This window comes from Koromonas humicola (genome assembly GCF_059726255.1).
This window is the reverse complement of record NZ_AP040873.1, coordinates 3,365,502-3,385,630: the sequence shown is the minus strand read 5'-3', so window position 1 is coordinate 3,385,630 and position 20,129 is coordinate 3,365,502. Positions and strand designations below refer to the sequence as shown.

Sequence of the window (20,129 nt, the reverse complement as noted above, 5' to 3'; positions counted from 1 at the left end):
ATTAGTAACCCGGATTGTTGACGCCCATATCGAGCAGATTGCCCATGAGGGTGTCGATAGTTGTGATGACTTTTGCTGCTGCTTGAAAGCTGCGCTCGTACATTAATAAGTTCGCAGACTCCTCGTCGAGTGAAACTCCTGAGATCGAACCCTGCTGATTCTGCAATTGCTTCACGATGTTGCCGGTGGCTGTGGCATCGGTGTTAGCCTGCGAGATCAAATTGCCAACCGTGAATGCCATGTCGGCGTATGCAGACGAAGGCGTGTTTCCATTGATGATGGCCTTAGTCTGCAGACCAAGCATGTTTGCGACGTTTGAATTGTCTCCGGAGGCGCCGCCACTTACTGCCGCGGCGAGCTGAGATCCACTCGATAGCGCGACGGCTATGGACGATGCCGCACCGATTGATGTGCCGGTTGTTGTATCAGGAGGATTGAACAAAGCAAGTCCAGTATTGCCGTTCGCGTCAGAGCCGGATGTTTGGACGTTGTTTACTGCTTGAGCGAGCTGAAATGCGAACTGATCGAGATCGGTGGACATGAAGGAGAGAGTCTTATCTCGTGTTCGCAGGTAGCCTCCGAGACTGCCACCCTGGATGTCGTCGGTTATATCAACACCGCCCGAGTAAACTGCATTCACTCCAGCCGAGTTCAGCGAGTTGGTAAGCGCGTAGGCTTTCGATCCCACAACCAGTGGAGTTCCGTTGGAGGTTGTGAGAGTGAGACCGTCGTCGCTGTTGATTTTCTTGAAGTCGATGAGTTGAGATAACTGTGACAGTAACGCAGAACGTTGATCCTGAGCGGAATTTGAGCTTTGTCCTGTGGCTTGCGCCGAAGCTATCGTGTCATTTGCAACCGCAATCTTCTGCAGCAAGGAATTGACGTCGCTGGAGTCCTGCACCACAGCGTCATCCATTTGAGCTTGGGTGTCGCTGATGACAGACGCGGTAGTTTGAAAGGCTGAAGCCAGATTGTTAGCGGCAGTAAGAACATTTGATCGAAGCGTGCTGCTTGTGGGTGTGGCCGAAAGCGACTGCAAAGAGTTGAAGAACGAATCGAGCCGAGAGCCGATTGATCCTGACGCAGAATCGCTGAAGCAGAGTTCTACAGCAGACAGCGAACTCGAGACAGTACTGCTCAGAGATTGTTGCGAGGTTGCAGAGTTGATCCTGAGCTCAAGTACGTTGTCGCGCAAACTCTGAATCGTCTTAACGTCCACTCCGGTCGTTGTGGCGTCATTTCCCGTTGTGCTCGACTCTTCGAGGACGACGCGACGGCGCGCGTAACCGGCTGTGTTCATGTTCGAGATGTTCGTTGTGGTGACGTCCATAGCCTCGGTCGCCGCAAGCAGGGAAGACACAGAAACGGACAGATCAGCAGTGAGTCCAGACATTTATCAACCTCGGAAGTGCACGGAAGCCCGAAGGCATGAATCGGCCCCGTGGAGGTGCAAGACGGTCTGCCTCGTTCCAACCCATTCGATGGAATGGCGCAACAGACGATCGTACTCGCGAGTCAGTTGCCGAATTCTATGGGCCAGACTCAACGACGTATCGCGGCAATTGTCACGATACTCTGTGAGCTTTTGGGCCAGGCCGCGCTGGCGCTCGACGGCAGCTTCAAGGGAGCTCACATCCCACAAGATGAGTGCTTGGTGAGCATCGGAAATGGCTGAGAACAGTTCAGAGAGCGTTTCGTCAGCATTGTTGTGAGTTTCCTTTTCGGGCATTCGCGGTTGCATGCACTAGCTCCGGAAGAGGTTCTGGAACATTGCTTGCGCAACTGCATGCGCGTTGACCGTGTAGGTGCCGCCTTCGATCTGAGCGCGTAGTTCGTCGACGCGCTCCTGGCGAACGGGCACATCGCCAGAAAGTTGGACGGTTGCTCCGCTGATATTGGCGGTGTCTTGGGGCGAGTCGCCTTCCTGAACACCAGATTGAGAGGCACTGGTACTGCGAGTGGATGCTGACTGTGTGCTAGCGGACTTTAGGTTCGTTGCGGGATCAAGGTCGGGCTGTGTCTGTTGTTGAATTCGGAGATCCATAGTGCTTCTTCGCTCCTTCTAATAGGTCCTATCGACAGGCAATCGTCAAACTTGAGTATCTTGAGCAAAAGATGAAATTCATTGCTGGCCGTGCGCCAATTCGGTCCGGGCTCCCTTTTCGGAATGGGCGTCGGTGCACGTGATTCCGAGTGAGTGCTCGATCATGTCCGCAATGCCAAGCACGTGGCGTTGGGCGAGGCATTGAGAGAGCGCCTGGACTCCCATAGCTGCGCAGGTTTCATGTCCGGCATCATCGTTAACGTCGTCTTTTATGGAAAGACTCTTCTCCATGTCGCTGAGCACCGAACTGAAGAGGGAGGCTTCGAACTCCTGAGCCCCCTTTGCCGCACGCTGGTCTCGCAAATGCGTCTGCAGTTGCTTGGGGTCGCGCAGAATCTCGGTGGCGTTCGGCAAGATTTGTGGGACGCTCATAGGATCTCCAGATCGGCTTCCAAGGCTCCGGCTGCCTTGAGCGCCTGAAGTATGGAGACGACATCGCGCGCGCTGGCGCCGATGGCCTGCAATCCGTTGACAAGTTGCTCCACGGTTGCGCCTTCGTTTAACTCAATCCGTTTTGCCGGGGCGTCCTTCGCATTCAAAGATGTTTCTGGCACCACTGTGGTCTCGCCGTTCTTGCTAAGCGGATTAGGTTGAGAGACCTGATACGTGGTAGCGATCTCGATTGAGAGAGAGCCTTGCAGAATCGAGACGGCGCTGAGATGGGCATCGTGTCCCATGACGATGGTCCCGGTCTTCTCGTTGATAACGACGCGAGTGGGCGCAATTACCTGGACCGCAATAGATTGAATGCGCGCCATCATCGCCGGAACATCCTGCCCCGCACAGGTGATCTCGACTCGGCGACTGTCAACGACAAAGGCGACCCTTTTGCCGAACTCGGTGTTGATACTTTGCGCGACGGTTTGAGCGTTTACGAAATCTGCTTCGCGCAACAGGAGTGACAACGAAGCGAGATTATGTAGATCGGGTGCGGCATCACGTTCGGCGATGGCGCCGTTTGCGATGCGTCCCACAGTAGGATGATTTACCTGCTTGCTTACGCCTCCGCCGCCCGCGCTGTAACCTCCGACGGTGAGAGGGCCTTGCGCCGTGGCGTAGATCGTTCCGTCTTCAGCGTGCAGCGACGTGAGAAGGAGCGTTCCGCCTTCGAGTGACTTGGCGTCGCCAATGGATGAAACGATCACGTCCATCTGCGTTCCGGGCCGAGCGAACGCAGGAAGTGATGATGTGACGAAGACTGCTGCGACATTCTTTACCGTGATCGCAGTAGGCGTCACTTGCATGCCCATACGCAGCATGACGTTGCTCAGCATCTGTGTCGTAAAGACAGTCTGCTTCTGATCTCCTGTGCCGTGCAGTCCAACAACGAGACCATAGCCTATGAGCGAGTTTTCGCGTACGCCCTCAATGGTAGTGATTTCACGAATGCGTACGTGTCGTGAAGACGGAGTCTCGGACGCAATGGCCGTTGAGGTCAGGGCAAAGATGATGAGAACTGCACGAAGCATGTCTTTCGAACTCATGGTGATCCGATCAGAAACCGATGAACCGCAACAACGTCCGCATCACGATGTTGGGCTGGCGCACGGAGTCGCTAATGACGCCTTTGCCTTTGACCTCAAGCTGCAGGTTTGAGAGCTGATATGAAAAGACTGAATTGTTGAGAGCGATGTCTGCAGGGCGCACAACTCCGCGTAGAACTACACTCTCGTGCTGCTGATTGGCGAGCATCTGGCGGCGGGCTTCGATCACCATCGATCCGTTCGCGAGCACGGCTACGACCTGGGCAGTGAGGATTGTGTTCAACGAACTCTTGCTGTCGGTTGTTCCGGTTCCAGTAAGCTTGGTGTTGGAGTTTGCTGCGAGAAGCGGATTGAGATATGACAAGGACTGCCCTCCTGCGCCGGTGATTGCGCTGGAATGATCAAAGGTGCGCTGGCTCGCCACGCTTCCACTTTGCGAAATGGTGGTGGACTGAAAAATATGTACAGCTATGGTGTCGCCGATAACGTGAGCTTTTACGTCCGAATATGGCTGGAGTAACAATCCGTTGCTCGTGAAGAGACTGCCGCGCGTGTTCGGCGGTTGCGTTGCAATCGCGGTGGGCAGGGCATGGATGTACTGCTCGAGCGAGTCATTTGGCTTTTCCTGCTTCTTGCCGGCCTGCAATGCGGGAGGAAGAAGCCCCACGAAAACCACGGCCAGAATGACGACATGATGAATTCTGTTCACAGAGACTCCCCAATTCAAATTTCTGCACGCACGATAATGGCGGAGTGATCGTCAACAATGCGCGCGCGCAGAACCCGATTGGAACGCGCCACCCGCACTCTGATTTCGGATCCCGTTTCGCCCGGCTCAAGAGCTACCACTGACACGTGAAGCTGCATGATGTTGTTGTTCCAGTCAGCACGAAGGGGAGAGCCGGGATGCACTACAAACTGGCGTCGCGCCGGAGGTTGGTTCGCATTCGAAGTCGGCTGCAACTTGATACTCTTTGCGAGCAGCACCATGCGAGGCAGCTGGTTCGGGCAGTGGATGGAAACGGCCTCTGCCCCGGTGCTGGTGTGGCGGACTCGCGCAAGTTGGCATCCAGTTGGGTTAGCGGGAAGTGTTGAATCGATGATGTCAGACGGGTGTATTTGTTCACTCAACTGATTCGAGACCCATCGCGCGGTAGTCTCCCGATCTGCGCAAGATTGCGCGTGGGCATCCGGAGCTGCAAGGAGCGCGATACAGAGCAGCGCAGATGCGAGCGGAAAGCGTGGGCTGAATCGAGATCGCATCGTATTACTTTCCAAGCTGATTGACTTCCTGGAACATCTGATCGGCAGCTTTTGCTACCTGCGAGTTGGCCTCGTAGGAACGCTGGGCGAGGATCATCTGAATGAATTCTTCGACCGTGTTTACATTCGACTGTTCGAGCGAGCCCTGTACGATCTTTCCGATACCTTCTGGCCCACCCGGATTGCCCACGATCGGATCTCCAGAGGAACTGGTTGGCATGAGCAAGTTGCCGCCGATGCTGTTCAGTCCTCCGGGATTTGGGAAGGTCGCTAACTGTATCTGTCCGATTTGCTGTGACTGCGTTTGCCCCGGTTGAGTTACAGACACGGTTCCGTCGGAGCCGATCGTGATTGCCGTGGCATCAGCGGGAATGGTGATGGCGGGTTGCAATGCGTCTCCATCGGACGTGACGACGTTGCCTTGCGAGTCCAGGTGGAAACTGCCGCTGCGGGTGTAAGCAATTTGTCCTGAGGGAGTGAGCACCTGAAAGTATCCGAGGCCCTGGATGCCAAGGTCCAGCGAGTTTCCTGTCTGCTGAAAGTCGCCTTGCGATTGCAGTATCTCGGTTGCTGCAGCACGCGTTCCGAGTCCGATCTGAAGTCCGGCCGAAACTGTTTGCTGCGTGGCGGCGGCCCCGGGCGTGATCATGTTCTGGTACACAAGATCCTGGAATTGCACGCGACGTTTGCGGAACCCGGCAGTGTTGGCGTTGGAGAGATTGTTGGCGATGTTGTCCAGATTGGTTTGCTGTGCCGTCATTCCACTGGCGGCGGTGTAGAGCGAGCGAAACATGGCGACTCCTAGACCTTGGGCAGATCTTCGGCTGCGATCCGATTGAACTCGGTGTGAAAAGTAGTAAGCGCGCGTTGCATCATCTCGGCATTGCGCTGAATCTCGATGAGGCCAATGGCAGAGGCAACCGGGTTCACATTTGAACTTTCAAGCGAGCCCTGCCGAACAGTAGCCTTCGAGGCAATGGTGGCTGCGGCTGAAGGCGCAGAGTAATAAGCATCGCTCAGCGATGTGAGCGGGACACTCGAGTCGAAGTCAACCACCTTCAGTTGCCCCGCGATATCACCATCGACTGAGATGACGCCGGTCGGACTGATTTCAGCTTCACCTGACGGCAACGTGATGGGACCGCTGTCTCCGAGTACGGCGTAGCCTTGCGAAGTAACGAGTGCTCCGGTTCGGGTCACATGGAAGCTGCCGTTTCGTGTGTATTGGACACCGGTGGGCGACTGCGCGGTGAAGTATCCTGAGCCCTCGAGCGCAACGTCCAAGGGGTTGCCGGTCTGCTGTAATGAGCCTTGTGAGAAGTCAGTTCGGGGCTGGGTAAGCACTCCGAAGGAACTGACCGCGCGCGATGAAGCGTCGTAGGTGGCCGTCATCAATTGTGTTTTGAAGCTGACGGACTCGCGGCGAAATCCTGTTGTGTTTGCGTTGGCGAGGTTGTTCGCTGCTACATCGAGTTCCTGCATGCGAGCAAGAAGTCCAGTGCTCGCAGCGTAGATGCCGTTATTCATTCCAAAAACTCCGCTGCATGACATAGCAAGCGGAGTGCCACGGCGATTGGAGAATTCTTATGAAGAGCTATTCGTGAATTTCAAGAGTGACGAGCAGGGGATTGCCGTCGAACAGGCAAGTTACGTTCATTCGGGTGCCATCGACTAAGGATCGAGTTGTGTAGTCAGTCCCGGTGATGATGGTCGGGACAGAAAGCATGCATCGATCCCCAATTCCTTTGAGTTTCGATTTGAAGTTTCCCGCTACCATGTTGGCGATCTCACCGAGAGCGTCCAAGCTGTCATCATCAACTTCGTTGGGAGGCATCACAAGCATCATGCCAGCCATGATGCGGGCTGCGACGTGGCTGCAACTTATGCTGAGTACACCACGCAGACTCCCCGCCAGTCCGATCAAGGCAGTAAACTCTCGAGCTTTCGCGTTGCGCGATACAGCGCAACGGGTGAGATGTGTGCCGACCATCATTTCAAAGACTTCATGCACGGAAAGCTCGAGGAGAGATGTCCATATAGCGCAGTCGATCATAACTGGAGCGTGATGAGCCGAGATTATGTCGCTCATAAGCCCAACACCGGGAGAACGTGTTCCTTTACCTGGTCGGGTGTGAACGGCTTTCGGATATATCCTTTGGCGCCGAAGCAAAGGGCCTGCATTACGTTCGACTCGCTTCCCTCGGTCGTGATCATCACTACGGGGATGCTGCGAAGCCTCTCGATGCTCTGCAAATGTTGCACGAACTCGAGCCCGTTCATCACCGGCATGTTGATGTCGCTCAGGATGAGGTCAACAGATTGCGAATCAAGCAGGGCGAGTGCATCGGCTCCATTGCCCGCCTCGGCGACGGCGGCAAGATCTAGTCCGGCTTGCCGAAGAGAGCGCTCGACAATTTTGCGCATGACAGATGAATCGTCGACGATAAGAGTTTTGATCTGGCTCATTGTGCTACCTTCTCGATCTCCGAGCGCAAGCCTGCGGAAAACAAATAACGCGACTGCGAACAGAATCGTGTGAGTCATGAGGTGTTCTGAAGAAACGCGCGGGTTTGGACATAATCTGTAGAAGACGCCTGCTGCCGAGGAGAACGACTGCGTCCTCAACTCTGAGGCACGGGGAGGCGAATCCACTTGCCGCTGAACGCATTACCTCCGCAGCGAGCACGGCGTCTTTCTTAATCAAATAGCAGAGCAATGCGAGGTCTATGGAGTGCCGACCAACGAGTGTGTCGATCGCGAGCAACTGTGTTGCTCTGAACCTGGCTGTTGAGGGAATCGAGGTAGCGTGCGTGGTTTGAATGCACCGATGAGTTTTCATAAATGCCGCTCACTGCATGTATCGGCAAGGGAGCGGCACACTTTAATGGCCGTAAAGCTTTTCGAATACGAGGTCTAAATGCATGCGCCGAGAAAGGTAGCGCACCCAGACGTTCCCGTCTATGGTGCAAAAGCGAACGGCACGCACTCCGGTTTGCTGCGCATAGCTGCGAATCATGCGGGAGGTTTCAAGGGCTGTGCCCGGACGACTCACGGTGATCTCTCCATCGGTGTCACGTTTGCGATACTCAAGTACCTGCGCGAGTTTTGGCTCGGGAATGATGCAGCTTTCCGTGTCGCATCCGAGCATCTGCTCAATGCACGCCAGTGCGGTGTGATTGACTTCATCGGAGAATCCGACGAATAAGCGACGTCCTTGTGCGACGAGGTGCACAGGCAACATGCGATAGCGTTCGATGAGACTGAGAGGGAGAAGCATTGAGCATGCTGGTTGCACGCTCTCCGGCGGGAACACGGGACAACCCCATTGTGTAGCAACAACGGAAGCGATGTCATCGAAAGAGACGGGAGCGACACGCTGCAAACATGCGCCAATCTTGTCGCCGGATTGGCGCTGGAGATCGAGAGCCTGATGCAGTTGCGAGTCGGAGATGGCTCCTCGTCTAAGCATCATTAAACCCATCGGCATGTTCGTGCGAATGGGGGCTGGGCGTCCATGTTGGAAAAAGCATTCAAGCAGCTGCGCTTCGAGCACCGCTTCCAGGCAATGAGCGCTGCATACCCACTCCCGCTCGTTGAGCCAGTATCCGTTTGGGCGATGCAGTACGTCCATCCAGCTTGCGCCCGTGTCGCACCGCGGACAACTACACCGGGGCACAAGTTGCCTCCACGCTGCGGGAATTCTCCATCGTCTTTCTGCAACCGCGTACATCATCTCTCCTTTGCCCGTCAGTTGAGACAGGCGATCTTTTCGCTTGCGGTGGCAACCTGCAGAATCCTGAGGCCGTAATTTCCATCGACTACGACAACTTCGCCGAGCGCGATCACCCGGCCGTCGATCAACAGATCCACAGGATCAGTTACATGGCGGTCGAGTTCGACCACAGAGCCGGAGCAAAGCTCCATGATGTCTTTCAAGGGCATCTCTCGTGTTCCAAAACGAAGGGTGGCTGCGAGTTCGATATCCAGCAGCAAGTCTAAGTTGCGATTGCTGGGTGGCAACGCGTTCTGCAGTGTCGCGCTACTCTGAGCAGAGGCGTTGAGCACAGATCTCTCTGGTGCCGTTTCGAGTGGTGCATCACGATTCGCAATAGTGAGGTTTGCAATGTTCAGTACAAATTGTAGATCTCCTGAATCGAGCGAGACAGCAATCAGGTGGCGCTCGCTACTTTCAAGTCTTTGCTCCGTAGGTTGCGACTGGATCTCTAAACTGCCGAACTCACGACGGAGGCGATCAGCGGCATTGCCCGAAATCTGCTGAATCGTTTCGGCGGTTGCATCGCGGGCCTCAGCCGAGTCCGTGCCGGCACCGGTGAGCAGTCGTGCCATTTGGGTGCACGTTGAGTCCGATACAGAGATTTGGCATTGGCCGACTAGCGAGCCGCTCACACGCAGTTCGATTGTGACCTCGGCATCTGTGGATGCTGCTGACAAGGTTCGCGATGTCGCATTGAGACTCGCGGCTGCGATCTGCGAAAGTACATCGGAAGCAGCATCAGAGAAGCACTGGACGAACGCTGCATTTATCGATGCTGTGCCAGGTGTAGAGTGATCGGTCATTGTGTATCCTGCTCGTCGTAAGAAGAGTCCGAGCGCACACTCTGCGTCGGTGCTGGCACCCTGCCGTGTATTTTGGAGGCACGCTGATTTCCAGTGCGGATTGGAAATGCCTCATAGAGCGACATCCCCGCGACGGTTCCACAGATTGGCGCGTCTGTGCGCTGGGAGAACGGAATGACATTTCCGGGACGCAAAGCGCTCAGTGTTCGAATTGAGATTTTCTTCGGCGCCATTTCGAGTGCGAACTGAAAGGGAAAATCGAGAGCGTGTTCCTTCATGCGATCCCGAGCAGCGCTTGGACCACGATGGCGGCTGTAGCCGACTTCCTGACTGAGGCGCCGCAAGAGAGCGTTTGAGGCCACGGCAGGGAAAGCGACGTTCATCACACCATGCGATTCCGGCATGTGAATTTCGAAGCTGAGGCAAAGTGTCTTATCGCCGGGAGGCATCAATCGTTGAAGCTGGGTAGGATGCAGGCGTTCGTCGAACTCGAAGGTGCAGCCAAGTGAGGACCATGCGCGCTGCAGCTCTCCACAGAGAATGCGGACGATGCCCTCCATGATACCTTCTTCGATTTCGGTTATCTCCCGTTCCTGATCGCTCATGCGGCCAACACCTCCGAGCAGCAGGTCGATGATGGGGAAGACCAGTGATGGCTCGAGATTCATGGTGGCGGTGGCCGCCAGCGGGCGTACCTGAAAGCTGGCGAGGTAAGCGAGATCGGGAACACGTTGTAGAAACTCGCGATAGGTAAGCTGCTCTACGGATACGAGATTCACTTCGAAAATCACGCGCAGGTATGCGCCCAGAGCGTTGGTAAGATTCCGCGCAAAGCCCTCATGCAGATTACTAATCGCGCGTACCTGATCTTTCTTGATCTGACCGGCTCGCTTGAAATCGCATGGTTTGTAATCCGCCGTGGTGGCTGTGGAGGAACTGCGTCCCAGCGCGGCTCGGAACATCGCGTCTATCTCGTCCTGGTTTAGAACTTTTTCCATGAGCCCTCCATGACGTTCTGGATCGATTGTTGGGCAACCTGGGGCGAGATCTCGTTGCCAGAAAGCATTTGCTGAAGGGAAGTACGCAGTCGCAGCAAGGCAAGAGAGTGGATCTGCGAGACGCGCGACTCCCCGACACCGAGTGTCGCTCCGATTTCCTTCATCGTGAGCTCTTCGTAGTAGTACAGCGAGAGCACTTGCTGCTCTTTCTGGCTCAGCTCTTTTATGCCACGCACCAGCATGGCGCACAATTCGGACTTCATGGTGAGGAAGTAAGGACTCTCCTCTGGATTGCCGGGAAGATACTCGCAGATGTCTTCGTCACCATCGCGCTCGCCGCCCTCTACGTGAAAGCTGCCAAGATCAAGTCCGTCCAGTTCGCCAAGCAAGCGCTGGAACGCATCGAGCGTGATGCCGATGTCTGTCGCGATTTCGATCTCAGTTGGCGCACGTCCAAGTTCATGGGTGAGACGAGCCGTCGTGCTTTCGATGAGACGGGCTTTTCTTCGGAGATCGCGTGGGCTCCAATCAAGCTCACGGAGGCTGTCGAGAATGGCTCCGCGAATCCGAAACTTAGCGTAGGTCTTGAACTGCACCTGTCGCGCTTCATCGTATTTCGAGAGCGCGTCCATTAATCCAAGCACACCGGCGTGGACAAGGTCTTCCATCGGAACATGCTGTGGCAGACGATCATGAATGTGACGGGCGATAAAGCGCACCTGCGGCATTTGCTCCATAAGAATGCGATTCCGCTCAGCTTCATCAAGCGGAGATGGGGCATAGCTACTGTGGGTGTTGGTCATGGCGGACCTCCGAGGACGAGTTGGTCATAGTTATGCGGTCAGACTTCCGATGGACTGCACTGGTGTGAGTGCGGGAATCTCTCCGTGAGAGATAACGACAATCTTCGGAAGAAATGGCTCAAGCAGCCGCCGGAGATGAAAGCGCGTGCTTGCCGAGCAGAGAATGACAGGGGTGGCAACATCAACGTTCTCGCCAACCAACTTGCGCAGCGCCGCGAGAAGTCGCCGGATGAACGTGGGTTGTAAAGCCATGGCTCCGGCTGCAGGTAGTTGGGGAGTGAGCGCCTGAGATATCTCTTCTTCGGTGCGCGGATCTAGTGTTATGACACGTAGTGTTCCCTGGTCGTTGAGAAGAGGCTTGATCAGTGAGCGGCCCAATGCTTGTCGGCAGGCTTCAACGAGAGCCACGGGATTCTTGTTCGCCGTAGCAGTTTCGACAAGGGTTTCCAGAATCGTGCCGAGATCGCGTATAGAAACCTGCTCGCGCAATAGCTGCTGCAATATGCGCTGCACTTCGCCGAGGGTCATCAGCTTCGGTACGAGCTCGTCGAGGAGCTTGGGGTGCGAATCGTTCAGACGTTCTAGCAGTCGCTTGGTTTCTGCGCGAGTCAGAAGCTCGTGTGCGTATTGACGAATAGCCTCTGAAATGTGGGTCGCGAGTATTGAGGTTTGGTCAACCACTGAATAGCCCGCAGCAATCGCCTGCTCTTGGAGGGACGGAGCGATCCATCGGGCGGGTACTCCGAAAGCGGGTTCCTTGGTCTCAATGCCAGGCAAGCGCGGAGGTTCGGGATCGGAACTGATTGCGAGCATCTGACCTTCGACCATTTCCCAACGCGCAATCTCAACGCCTCGCAGAGAGATGGTGTATTCGCGTGGACGCAGCCGGAGGTTGTCGGTGATGTGAACGCTAGGAATGATGAATCCCAGTTGGGTTGCGAGATGCTTCCTGAGTGCGCGGACGCGAGGCAGTAGTTGTCCGCCTTGATTCGCGTCCACGAGTGACACAAGCGCGTATCCGACCTCAAGCGACAGATCGTCGAGCGCCAGTAATGCCTCCAGTGAATCCGATTGAATGGTGCCCGGTTTGTTTCCCGCGGGGGCTCCTGCCTTGGTCGCAGTTTTTGAATCGGCTGCGGGCATCTTTTGCAGTCGCCAAGCCATTGCCCAAAGCACTACCACCATGAGAAGGAAGCTGAATTTGGGCATGCCGGGAATCAAGGCCATGGCGAGCATGGCAGAACCAGCAATCCAAAGAACACGTGGCTGCGTGAATAACTGTGATCCGAGATCGCCACCGAGTGACTGAATGGAAGAGGCGCGCGTGACGACGAGTCCTCCGGCGATGGAAACTAGCAACGAAGGAATCATCGTGACAAGCCCATCGCCAACCGTCAGCACGGTGTAGGTCTTCAGTGCATCGCGAAACGGAATCTCGAGTTGAAAGACGCCAATGAGGAATCCAGCGACGATGTTGATAGCCGTGAGCAGGATTGTCGCGAGAGAATCACGCTGGCTGAAACGCGCCGCTCCGTCCATCGCGCCATAGAACTCGGCTTCATGCGCAACCGCCTCGCGACGTGCGCGTGCCTGGTGCTCATCGATGAGTCCGGCATTGAGATCTGCGTCAATGGCCATCTGCTTTCCTGGCATCGCGTCGAGCGTGAAGCGAGCGGTGACTTCGGCAGTACGCACCGCGCCATGGCTGACCACGAGAAACTGGATAGCGATGAGGGCAATGAACAGGACGAAGCCGACTACGTAATTGCCCCCTACTACAAATTGTCCAAACGCAGCAATCACGTTACCTGCGGCGGACGTTCCTTCGTTGCCGTGCAGGAGAATGCGCCGCGAACTAGCAATGTTGAGCGAGAGACGAAACAGAGTGAGCAACAGTAGCAAGCTAGGAAAAACGGAGAATTGTACGGGGCGCAGGATGTAAACAGCCGAGAGAAGAACAATTACAGAGCCTGTGATGCTGATCGCCAGTAGAAGATCCAGCAGGAAACTTGGCAATGGCACCATCATGACAAAGACGACTGAAACGGCCGCTGCCGGCACAATCCAGTCAAGATTTGCATTTTTGAAGAGCGACTTTTTGGCTTCCGCCATTAGGACTTTCTCCGTGCGTGTTGCTGTGCGTTCATTCGGAAGACGTAGGCCAGGATTTCTGCCACAGCGGCGTAAAGCTTTTGGGGTATCACCTGCCCAACTTCGACTGTGCGATACAGGCTCTGAGCTAGGGGCGGATTCTCGATGACCGGAATTTCCTCCCATCGGGCGATCTCTTTGATCTGCTGCGCGAGCAGGTTCTGTCCTTTGGCTACGACGGTCGGAGCTGCCATGTCATCGCGATACTCCAGGGCGACCGCATAGTGCGTTGGATTTGTAACCACGACGGTCGCCTTCTTCGCGGCCTGGATCATGCGGGTGCGACGGACCTGTCGCTGCAGACGACGAATGCGTCCTTTCGTCGCGGGATTTCCGTCCATCTGCTTCGCTTCTTCGCGAATGTCTTCCTTGCTCATGCGCAGATCGCCCTCGAACTTTTGGCGCATGGCGATGTAGTCCACGACAGCCCACGCGAGCAGGATGAGAGATGACTTCCAGAAGATTTCGAAAGTGACTTGGAACAAGTGCGATGAAAGCTGGCGCGGCGATGCCCAGAGTCCGCGTCCCAGACTCGGCAACTCTCTACGCAGAATCTGAATAGCAATGTAGACAAGCGCAGTAGTTGGTATGAGGGCTTTCAGGAGCTGTACAAGCGTGGTTATTCCGAACAACTGTCCAAGCCTCTTTGTGGGATTGAGCCGTTGAATATCAGGACTGAGCAGTTTGGGCGCGAATATGAATCCACCTTGAGCGAGTGACACAAGCGTTGCAACACCCCACGCGGCCGCAAGAGGCTTCCAACACCAGTAGAAGATCAACTGTGCCGTCCATGGAATCAGTGGAGTGACGATCGTGAGTTGGCGAGTCGCGGCCTCGTCGAGAGCAGCGCAGTAGTACTGGCGCCAATGCAAGAGATCGTTAGGACCTTGGGCGACCATGACCGAGATGCCCGTCAGCATCGCGGCCGTGGAACTGAGTTCCCGAGAGCGCGCTACCTGGCCTTCCTCGCGCGCTTTCTTGCGACGGTACTCTGTTGCTTTCTCAGTTTTGTTGTCTTGCGCCAAGATTCGTTCCTACTGGGTCAGTTGCAATATCTGCTCGGTCCAGTGAATAGCGTTCGCGAACTGAACCGAGAAGTAGCGCGGCCACGCCGCCATGGTCGCCATAATTACAAGCATTCCTAAGACCGACTTAATGGATATGCCTACAAAGAGCACTGGCAATTGCGGCGAGGCTTTCCCGATAAAGGCGAGTACAAAATCGGCAATTATTGTCGCGATCAGTGCAGGTGCAGCGATTTGCAGGCCCAGCAGCCAGATGGCGGAGGCAGTGTGGAAGAGCGCATTCACTCGACCGAAGGTTAGGACAGACTGTCCTGCGGGAAGGTAATAGAAACTTGCGACAAGGGCGCGTAACAGCCAGTGATGAACATCGAGAACGAAGAATATGAATAAGACGATCGTTTGATAGAACACCGACAATACGGGCGAATCGGCCTGCGACTGCGGATCAATCATCGTAGCCAATGAGTAACCCATCTGCATTCCGAGGACCTGCCCGGCAAACTGCGCGGCGTCAAAAACGAAGTTGAGTAGTAGGCCAATAATGATTCCGAGGGACAACTCACCGATCACGATGTTCGTCCACTGCATTGGCGAAATGTGAAGCGAAGGGACCGGAACAACGGGCCAGAGCAGTAGCACGAGAACAAGCACAAACATCACTTTTGTGCGTGCAGGAATGGCACTGTTACTCAGTCCGGGAGCGAATAGCATCAGGCCCGAGACGCGCAGTCCGATGAAAACAGCTGCAGCCAAAACCGTTTCAAATGTGGGGATGGGGATCATTGCAAGAGCGGGCGGAAGTCGGAGAAGAGGTGGATGGTGAACGCGGCCAGATGGCGCAACATCCATGGCAGCAGAAACATTGCACTGAGAGCCGTGGCGAGTAGGCGAGGAACAGTTGACACAGTCTGATCCTGCACGCTGGTGAGCACCTGGAGGATGTTGATGACAACCGAGACTGCTGTCGCGATACCTAGCAGGGGAAGCGCTGCGAGAATGGCATACTGCAGTGTGGTGCGGCCGAGTTGGACGACCTGTTCTAGTGGCATATCAGTTGAAGCTGCGCATCAGTGAGCCGATGAGCAGGTTCCAGCCATCGACCATGACGAACAGTAAGAGCTTCAGTGGAGTCGAGATAACGACAGGCGGCAGTTGCATCATTCCGACGGAGGTCGTGATGGAAGCGACGACCATGTCGATCACAAGGAAGGGAAGAAACAACACGGCGCCGATCTGAAATCCGGCACGGAGCTCGGAGAGGATATAGGAGGGCATTACAACCCGCATTGAAAGGTCATCGGGTGTCTTGGGGCGAGGCTCCTTTGCAAGTTCCAGGAAAAGGGCTACGTCCTTCTGTCGCACATAGCGCAGCATGAAGCTCTTCACCGGACGTGAGCCGATTTCGACAGCCGCGATCGGCGTGATGCGCCCCTGTTCAAGCGGAACGATTGCTTGCTGCTGAATTGCCGCGCCAACGGGCTGCATGAGAAAGAAGGTTAGAACCAAGGCGAGTCCGATCAGCGTTTGATTTGTCGGCGTAGTCTGCGTCCCGAGAGCCTGTCGAAGAAAATGGAACACGATCAGCAGCCGCATAAATGGCGTCATGGACAGCAAGAGTGCGGGGATCAGGGTAAGGAAAGTCAGGATGACAACGATAGTCCACGGAGCTTGTCCGCCGGCGATGTTGATGATCGGTGGTGGCGTGGTGGCTGCTGGAATGGCAAGCGCCGACGCAGAGCAAGACCATAGAAGCACGAATCCAACAATCGAAGAGAGGCGCCTCATGCAGTCTCCTGCGCGAGCGGATGAGGAGCGCCGATCTCGGTTCGCTGTGAATCAAGCTCAGCCAGCAGTGAGACGGATCCCTGAGCGCCACCCACCAAAAACTTCTGCCTGCCCACACGGATGACTGCGACAAATCTCTTTTCTCCGAGTTGCTGCATTTCAAGCAACGAAAGAGAACGCCGAGCTTGTCGGCGCTTTAGAAGTGCTTTGCAGGTGTACTTAAGAAGGTGAGCGATCGCGTGCTGTGCTTGTCCTACAAAGTGATGGAAAGTTGATCGCTGACTACATCCGGAAGAAGAGTTGTCTAGCTGATCTTCGAAAGTCAGCATCTCGTAATTGCGAGGCATGCTGGCGGCTTGCGACGGAACGTTCTGGTGACGTGCTTTGGATGGGTGATTACGTTTCATGCGATTTGTGTAAGACGGGCTGCCAACGTATCTTCGATGACTTCGAACTCGGTCCAGCCGATTAGCTTTCCGTTCACTCGCAAAGGCACATCAGCTCCTTGAAGCCAATGCGTGTCGATAACGTCTCCGCATGAGAGCCGCAGCAAGGTGGACACTGTAAAACCGGGCACAGGAATTTCGAGCGAGAGTTGGCATGGCAGGGACTGAAAAGGTTCCCAGTCCTTCTTTGTGCTCGGTACAAGTGTGCTGCTGCCCAACGCAAGTGCAGTGGCGTGTTCCGAGCTTTCGGAATTCGTAGCTTCAGTTGGCACAAACTGAGCGGGTGCAATTGCCGGGCCGATTTGCAAACGGTTTGGTAAGAATGTTCTAAGGAAGGGCGGACCCCTTTGATTACTTACTCGGGGCCCGCATGGGGGAGCGCTATCGAATCAAGTTAATGGTGTCCTGCGTGATTTGATCGAAGGTTGTCACCGACTTTGCGTTTGCCTGAAACCCTCGTTCGACGATGATTAGGTTTGAGAACTCTTGAGACATGTCAACGTTTGAGAGTTCCAGGGACTTGCCGGTGAGAGTTCCGAGAGAACTCGTGCCAGGCGCTCCGACCACGGCCGCACCGGAAGAAATCGTGGAGGCATAGTTGTTGTTGCCTTGCTTGCTGAGTCCTTCGAGATTGCCAAAGTTCGCCAGCGCAATTTGCCCGAGTATCTTCGTCCCATTTGTGAACGATCCAGTGATGGTGCCATCCGATCCAATCGAGAAGTCTGTAAGTGTGCCGCTGGTCGATCCGTCTTGATGCGTCGAGCTAGTGCCGCTTGCGCCGGACACCTGAGTAAGGAGGGGTTGTCCCGCGCTGTCTGTAAGGTTCCAGGTGAATTGCAATGCGCTCGCACCATCAGCGAGATTCTCAATGTCGAACGCAACTGGAGCTTTGCTTGTAAGCGTGCCATTGTTGTCAAAGGTGAGAGCACCACTTTGCACAGTGGTGTTGGTACCGGTTGCTGCGGAGATTTCGCTGCTAGGAAGTGTAGCGTCGTAATTCCAGCCAGTGCTCGTACGGGTGAATGTGAGCCCGAGTACATGCGGCGTGCCCAGTGAGTCATAGACGGTGACACTGGTGTTGTATGTGTCTCCAACCGCTGCATCAGAGCTGAGATTGGTTTGCATCGACATGCTCGAAGTTGAAGAGGGCGGATTTATCAGTCCATCGCGCAACTGGATGGGACCAAGTCCCGCGTTTGTGTTGATGACGCCGTTTGTGGCGCGATACCCCATCACCTGGTATCCATCGACTGTGACCAGGTATCCGCTTGAATTGCGTGTGAAATCCCCTGCGCGTGTGTACAGCGTGCGGTCGCCATTCTGTACAACGAAGAAGCCGTTGCCCGTAATGGCTACGTCGGTATTCACGCCAGTCGATTGTGTGGTGCCGCCGGTGAAGTTCGTGTTAGCCGAGGCGATCGCACTTCCTGCGCCAACCTGAATCTGATCTCCAGAACCGCTCGTGCCGAGGGACTGATAGAACATATCGCGGAAGTTGACGCTTACACCCTTGTACGCCGTGGTATTCAGGTTAGCGAGATTGTTCGAGATCGTAGAGAGTGCAGTTGAGCTTGCAGTAAGTCCTGATAGTGGAATTGAGAAGTTGGGCATTACTTTTCTCCAACGGCGCTACGCGCGGACTGCGTGGCCGCAGTGCTCGCATCAGATTGGCTCTGCAGAAGTGAATAGATTCCGGCAACATCATTCAATTGGTTGATCTGCACCATCTGGGTGACCATCGTCGTGGGGTCCATGGTCTGAGTTGGATCCTGCGACTGCAATTCGGTGGTGAGCAATTTCATGAACATGCTGGTTGTGTCAGCGGTACTTGTAGTGGAGCTAGTCGAAGTACTTGAGGAGTTAGTGGCTGCATATGAAATGGGATTGATGTTCATTACGGCTTCTCCTTGAATCTCTATGCTCGAATGCTGATACGCGAGTAGTCCGGCAGGATGTTTGTGGCTCCGGGGCTGTCGGACGAATCGGAGTCTGAATTGATCCGCTGCGACGTAGTTTGCATGTTCGGGCCGGGGTAGTTTTGATTTCCGTGCTGTCCACTGGACTGACTATGCGAGTGAGAGTTTTGTGGTTGCGAACTCAACGAGCCCAGAATGGTGTCGCGCGATTGAAGCGCATGCTCAAGAACGCTGCGCTCTGTTGCAAGGACTTGGAGAGCGTCCTGGTGCGACGTGGTGATGTGTGCAGTAGTTAGGTCATGCGAACTGACGGCACGCACATCGACCTTGCCTAGCTCTGGTAATTGGACGCTGATCTTCAACTCACTGCTCGTCGTCCTTACATGAAGCTCTCCAGACTTCACCAGTTGCGGTGGATCGCTAATCGGGTACGCAGAAAGCTTCGTCCGCGAATTGTCAAAATCGTGCTCTGTTGGTGGTACAGGCGCATTGGAGGGGATCGAGACCGGGAGCGGAGAATCTGTGCGTGCCTGCGAGAGTACCTGTTGTGGCGCATCAGACGCGTGCGGCGACGATGTCAGTTGGTGTCCAAGAACTACAGCATTCGGCAAAGACGCAGCATTCTTCTGTGCTGCTTGCGAAGTGTCGGCCTGAGGGGACTGCTCGCGTACTTGCTCAGCGAGTTTGCGAGCGTCAGTCGCTTTTGTCATACCCTTCGCTGCTGACTCTATTCGACCTGGTTTGCGTTCGCTGACGAAAACCTGGTGTGGAATTTGAGTGAGAGATAGGCCAGGCGCGGTGCCCTCGTGCTCTTCTTGCGCACGGTTCGTTGGGTTTACTTCGTTCTTACTAACGCCCGTATCGTGAGTAGGAGTTGGGAAAGAAATGCGAGTAGTCGCAGGCGCTAGATCCGGAGCGGAATCGGTTGCTGTAGAGACCGCCTTCGCGCGATGTGACGTGTTGGAACCATCCCCGGCCAATTCAGATTGTGCCGTCAACACAGATAGAGTGCTGGACACTGCAGTTGCGCTCGCGCAATCCGTCGGAGCTCCGATGGAATCCGATGCCTGGGGCGTAACTGTTTCAAGCGGTTGCGCAGAGTTAGAGAAGCCTGATTTCTGCATAATAGTTGGCGGAGGAGCGAACGGTACTTGTACGGCAGGAGAGGCGGCTTCGCTGCTTGTTTTCGGGCACTTTTGATCTACCTCAACATCCTCTTCTTTTCTGTCTCTCGCGGGCCGTGCGGTGGATTCCTTCGTGGTCTTATGTTTGGGTTCTGAACAGTCGGGAGCTTGATCGGTGCTGGACACTGGCATTTCGCCCGCCGACACGACTTCGGCAAAGTTGGGAATCTCTACTCGCGCGGAGTTGTTTGACATCTGCGTTTTGGAGATGGAACCGCCGCACGTTGTTGGTGCAGCCGTACCGGTCGCGGGGTCATCCTGCGTGGCGGACAAAAGTGCCGCGCGGAATTGGGATGGATCACCTGTGGTCGAATGCGCAGCGTCGGGGAGCGCACTTCCGGCGGTGGTGACAGTTGGTATGACAGGCAACGTGCTCATGCATCGTGAGAAGA

Annotated in this window: 26 protein-coding genes; all 26 read right to left on the bottom strand. The window is 55.2% G+C overall.

Annotated elements, in window-relative coordinates; genetic code table 11:
* Window position 1: 1 nt before the first annotated feature.
* Window positions 2–1,393, bottom strand: coding sequence for a flagellar hook-associated protein FlgK (gene flgK / locus AC6IZD_RS14850; protein ID WP_497784118.1), 1,392 nt, complete (start codon window positions 1,391–1,393; stop codon window positions 2–4).
* Window positions 1,394–1,396: 3 nt separating this feature from the next.
* Window positions 1,397–1,741, bottom strand: a complete 345-nt coding sequence (locus AC6IZD_RS14845) for a hypothetical protein (RefSeq protein WP_497784116.1) — start codon at window positions 1,739–1,741, stop codon at window positions 1,397–1,399.
* 3 nt (window positions 1,742–1,744) lie between these two features.
* The gene (flgM, locus tag AC6IZD_RS14840; RefSeq protein WP_497784114.1) at window positions 1,745–2,044 is read right to left on the bottom strand and encodes a flagellar biosynthesis anti-sigma factor FlgM; all 300 of its coding nucleotides are present in this window, start codon (window positions 2,042–2,044) and stop codon (window positions 1,745–1,747) included.
* 78 nt (window positions 2,045–2,122) lie between these two features.
* Window positions 2,123–2,476, bottom strand: a complete 354-nt coding sequence (locus AC6IZD_RS14835; protein ID WP_497784113.1) for a hypothetical protein — start codon at window positions 2,474–2,476, stop codon at window positions 2,123–2,125.
* Window positions 2,473–3,588, bottom strand: a complete 1,116-nt coding sequence (locus tag AC6IZD_RS14830) for a flagellar basal body P-ring protein FlgI (protein WP_497784112.1) — start codon at window positions 3,586–3,588, stop codon at window positions 2,473–2,475. The genes AC6IZD_RS14835 and AC6IZD_RS14830 overlap by 4 nt, the downstream gene beginning before the upstream one ends.
* A gap of 10 nt (window positions 3,589–3,598) precedes the next feature.
* Window positions 3,599–4,297, bottom strand: a complete 699-nt coding sequence (locus tag AC6IZD_RS14825; protein WP_497784110.1) for a flagellar basal body L-ring protein FlgH — start codon at window positions 4,295–4,297, stop codon at window positions 3,599–3,601.
* 14 nt (window positions 4,298–4,311) lie between these two features.
* A complete protein-coding gene (locus AC6IZD_RS14820) occupies window positions 4,312–4,851 on the bottom strand; it encodes a flagella basal body P-ring formation protein FlgA (protein ID WP_497784108.1) in 540 nt (179 codons plus the stop codon).
* Between the two features lie 4 nt (window positions 4,852–4,855).
* Window positions 4,856–5,644 (bottom strand): flagellar basal-body rod protein FlgG, encoded by a 789-nt coding sequence (gene flgG / locus AC6IZD_RS14815; protein WP_497784106.1) that lies wholly within the window; start codon window positions 5,642–5,644, stop codon window positions 4,856–4,858.
* Window positions 5,645–5,652: 8 nt separating this feature from the next.
* Complete coding sequence (flgF, locus tag AC6IZD_RS14810) at window positions 5,653–6,378, bottom strand: flagellar basal-body rod protein FlgF (RefSeq protein ID WP_497784104.1); 726 nt, start codon at window positions 6,376–6,378, stop codon at window positions 5,653–5,655.
* A 67-nt stretch (window positions 6,379–6,445) separates the two neighbouring features.
* The gene (locus AC6IZD_RS14805; RefSeq protein WP_497784103.1) at window positions 6,446–6,940 is read right to left on the bottom strand and encodes a chemotaxis protein CheX; all 495 of its coding nucleotides are present in this window, start codon (window positions 6,938–6,940) and stop codon (window positions 6,446–6,448) included.
* Window positions 6,937–7,317 carry a response regulator gene (locus tag AC6IZD_RS14800; protein WP_497784102.1) on the bottom strand — a complete coding sequence of 127 codons (381 nt, stop codon included), beginning with the start codon at window positions 7,315–7,317 and terminating at the stop codon, window positions 6,937–6,939. Before AC6IZD_RS14800 ends, AC6IZD_RS14805 begins: the two co-directional genes overlap by 4 nt.
* A 4-nt stretch (window positions 7,318–7,321) precedes the next feature.
* Entirely contained in the window at window positions 7,322–7,690 is a 369-nt protein-coding gene (locus tag AC6IZD_RS14795; RefSeq protein ID WP_497784101.1) for an HDOD domain-containing protein, read from the bottom strand.
* A 42-nt stretch (window positions 7,691–7,732) separates the two neighbouring features.
* Window positions 7,733–8,323 carry a hypothetical protein gene (locus tag AC6IZD_RS14790; protein WP_497784100.1) on the bottom strand — a complete coding sequence of 197 codons (591 nt, stop codon included), beginning with the start codon at window positions 8,321–8,323 and terminating at the stop codon, window positions 7,733–7,735.
* A 275-nt stretch (window positions 8,324–8,598) separates the two neighbouring features.
* Complete coding sequence (gene fliN / locus AC6IZD_RS14785; protein ID WP_497784099.1) at window positions 8,599–9,429, bottom strand: flagellar motor switch protein FliN; 831 nt, start codon at window positions 9,427–9,429, stop codon at window positions 8,599–8,601.
* Complete coding sequence (locus AC6IZD_RS14780; RefSeq protein ID WP_497784097.1) at window positions 9,426–10,427, bottom strand: flagellar motor switch protein FliM; 1,002 nt, start codon at window positions 10,425–10,427, stop codon at window positions 9,426–9,428. The genes fliN and AC6IZD_RS14780 overlap by 4 nt, the downstream gene beginning before the upstream one ends.
* Complete coding sequence (locus tag AC6IZD_RS14775) at window positions 10,412–11,230, bottom strand: FliA/WhiG family RNA polymerase sigma factor (RefSeq protein ID WP_497784096.1); 819 nt, start codon at window positions 11,228–11,230, stop codon at window positions 10,412–10,414. The genes AC6IZD_RS14780 and AC6IZD_RS14775 overlap by 16 nt, the downstream gene beginning before the upstream one ends.
* Window positions 11,231–11,260: 30 nt before the next feature.
* The gene (gene flhA / locus AC6IZD_RS14770; protein WP_497784095.1) at window positions 11,261–13,342 is read right to left on the bottom strand and encodes a flagellar biosynthesis protein FlhA; all 2,082 of its coding nucleotides are present in this window, start codon (window positions 13,340–13,342) and stop codon (window positions 11,261–11,263) included.
* Window positions 13,342–14,406 carry an EscU/YscU/HrcU family type III secretion system export apparatus switch protein gene (locus tag AC6IZD_RS14765; protein WP_497784094.1) on the bottom strand — a complete coding sequence of 355 codons (1,065 nt, stop codon included), beginning with the start codon at window positions 14,404–14,406 and terminating at the stop codon, window positions 13,342–13,344. The genes flhA and AC6IZD_RS14765 overlap by 1 nt, the downstream gene beginning before the upstream one ends.
* 9 nt (window positions 14,407–14,415) lie before the next feature.
* Window positions 14,416–15,159 carry a flagellar biosynthetic protein FliR gene (gene fliR / locus AC6IZD_RS14760; RefSeq protein ID WP_497784093.1) on the bottom strand — a complete coding sequence of 248 codons (744 nt, stop codon included), beginning with the start codon at window positions 15,157–15,159 and terminating at the stop codon, window positions 14,416–14,418.
* Window positions 15,160–15,185: 26 nt separating this feature from the next.
* Window positions 15,186–15,455 (bottom strand): flagellar biosynthetic protein FliQ, encoded by a 270-nt coding sequence (locus AC6IZD_RS14755; RefSeq protein ID WP_497784092.1) that lies wholly within the window; start codon window positions 15,453–15,455, stop codon window positions 15,186–15,188.
* A gap of 1 nt (window position 15,456) precedes the next feature.
* Complete coding sequence (gene fliP / locus AC6IZD_RS14750) at window positions 15,457–16,191, bottom strand: flagellar type III secretion system pore protein FliP (protein ID WP_497784091.1); 735 nt, start codon at window positions 16,189–16,191, stop codon at window positions 15,457–15,459.
* Window positions 16,188–16,598: a flagellar biosynthetic protein FliO gene (locus tag AC6IZD_RS14745; protein WP_497784090.1), complete on the bottom strand. Its 411-nt coding sequence runs from the start codon at window positions 16,596–16,598 to the stop codon at window positions 16,188–16,190. Before AC6IZD_RS14745 ends, fliP begins: the two co-directional genes overlap by 4 nt.
* The gene (locus AC6IZD_RS14740) at window positions 16,595–16,909 is read right to left on the bottom strand and encodes a FliM/FliN family flagellar motor switch protein (protein WP_497784088.1); all 315 of its coding nucleotides are present in this window, start codon (window positions 16,907–16,909) and stop codon (window positions 16,595–16,597) included. The genes AC6IZD_RS14745 and AC6IZD_RS14740 overlap by 4 nt, the downstream gene beginning before the upstream one ends.
* A gap of 109 nt (window positions 16,910–17,018) precedes the next feature.
* Window positions 17,019–18,248: a flagellar hook protein FlgE gene (locus tag AC6IZD_RS14735; RefSeq protein ID WP_497784087.1), complete on the bottom strand. Its 1,230-nt coding sequence runs from the start codon at window positions 18,246–18,248 to the stop codon at window positions 17,019–17,021.
* The gene (locus AC6IZD_RS14730) at window positions 18,248–18,532 is read right to left on the bottom strand and encodes a flagellar hook capping FlgD N-terminal domain-containing protein (protein ID WP_497784086.1); all 285 of its coding nucleotides are present in this window, start codon (window positions 18,530–18,532) and stop codon (window positions 18,248–18,250) included. Before AC6IZD_RS14730 ends, AC6IZD_RS14735 begins: the two co-directional genes overlap by 1 nt.
* Window positions 18,533–18,552: 20 nt before the next feature.
* Window positions 18,553–20,115 (bottom strand): flagellar hook-length control protein FliK, encoded by a 1,563-nt coding sequence (locus AC6IZD_RS14725; protein WP_497784085.1) that lies wholly within the window; start codon window positions 20,113–20,115, stop codon window positions 18,553–18,555.
* Window positions 20,116–20,129: the final 14 nt, after the last annotated feature.

Excerpts from the sequence above, each read along its gene's own strand:
- AC6IZD_RS14725 (WP_497784085.1), bottom strand. The coding sequence starts at position 20,115 with ATGAGCACGTTGCCTGTCATACCAACTGTCACCACCGCCGGAAGTGCG.
- flgF (WP_497784104.1), bottom strand. The coding sequence starts at position 6,378 with ATGAATAACGGCATCTACGCTGCGAGCACTGGACTTCTTGCTCGCATG.
- AC6IZD_RS14775 (WP_497784096.1), bottom strand. The coding sequence starts at position 11,230 with ATGACCAACACCCACAGTAGCTATGCCCCATCTCCGCTTGATGAAGCT.
- flhA (WP_497784095.1), bottom strand. The coding sequence starts at position 13,342 with ATGGCGGAAGCCAAAAAGTCGCTCTTCAAAAATGCAAATCTTGACTGG.
- AC6IZD_RS14830 (WP_497784112.1), bottom strand. The coding sequence starts at position 3,588 with ATGAGTTCGAAAGACATGCTTCGTGCAGTTCTCATCATCTTTGCCCTG.
- flgK (WP_497784118.1), bottom strand. The coding sequence starts at position 1,393 with ATGTCTGGACTCACTGCTGATCTGTCCGTTTCTGTGTCTTCCCTGCTT.
- AC6IZD_RS14730 (WP_497784086.1), bottom strand. The coding sequence starts at position 18,532 with ATGAACATCAATCCCATTTCATATGCAGCCACTAACTCCTCAAGTACT.
- fliN (WP_497784099.1), bottom strand. The coding sequence starts at position 9,429 with ATGACCGATCACTCTACACCTGGCACAGCATCGATAAATGCAGCGTTC.
- AC6IZD_RS14805 (WP_497784103.1), bottom strand. The coding sequence starts at position 6,940 with ATGAGCGACATAATCTCGGCTCATCACGCTCCAGTTATGATCGACTGC.
- AC6IZD_RS14755 (WP_497784092.1), bottom strand. The coding sequence starts at position 15,455 with ATGCCACTAGAACAGGTCGTCCAACTCGGCCGCACCACACTGCAGTAT.
- AC6IZD_RS14800 (WP_497784102.1), bottom strand. The coding sequence starts at position 7,317 with ATGAGCCAGATCAAAACTCTTATCGTCGACGATTCATCTGTCATGCGC.
- AC6IZD_RS14745 (WP_497784090.1), bottom strand. The coding sequence starts at position 16,598 with ATGAAACGTAATCACCCATCCAAAGCACGTCACCAGAACGTTCCGTCG.
- AC6IZD_RS14795 (WP_497784101.1), bottom strand. The coding sequence starts at position 7,690 with ATGAAAACTCATCGGTGCATTCAAACCACGCACGCTACCTCGATTCCC.
- fliP (WP_497784091.1), bottom strand. The coding sequence starts at position 16,191 with ATGAGGCGCCTCTCTTCGATTGTTGGATTCGTGCTTCTATGGTCTTGC.
- AC6IZD_RS14845 (WP_497784116.1), bottom strand. The coding sequence starts at position 1,741 with ATGCAACCGCGAATGCCCGAAAAGGAAACTCACAACAATGCTGACGAA.
- AC6IZD_RS14790 (WP_497784100.1), bottom strand. The coding sequence starts at position 8,323 with ATGATGCTTAGACGAGGAGCCATCTCCGACTCGCAACTGCATCAGGCT.
- flgG (WP_497784106.1), bottom strand. The coding sequence starts at position 5,644 with ATGTTTCGCTCGCTCTACACCGCCGCCAGTGGAATGACGGCACAGCAA.
- AC6IZD_RS14820 (WP_497784108.1), bottom strand. The coding sequence starts at position 4,851 with ATGCGATCTCGATTCAGCCCACGCTTTCCGCTCGCATCTGCGCTGCTC.
- AC6IZD_RS14835 (WP_497784113.1), bottom strand. The coding sequence starts at position 2,476 with ATGAGCGTCCCACAAATCTTGCCGAACGCCACCGAGATTCTGCGCGAC.
- AC6IZD_RS14735 (WP_497784087.1), bottom strand. The coding sequence starts at position 18,248 with ATGCCCAACTTCTCAATTCCACTATCAGGACTTACTGCAAGCTCAACT.
- AC6IZD_RS14780 (WP_497784097.1), bottom strand. The coding sequence starts at position 10,427 with ATGGAAAAAGTTCTAAACCAGGACGAGATAGACGCGATGTTCCGAGCC.
- flgM (WP_497784114.1), bottom strand. The coding sequence starts at position 2,044 with ATGGATCTCCGAATTCAACAACAGACACAGCCCGACCTTGATCCCGCA.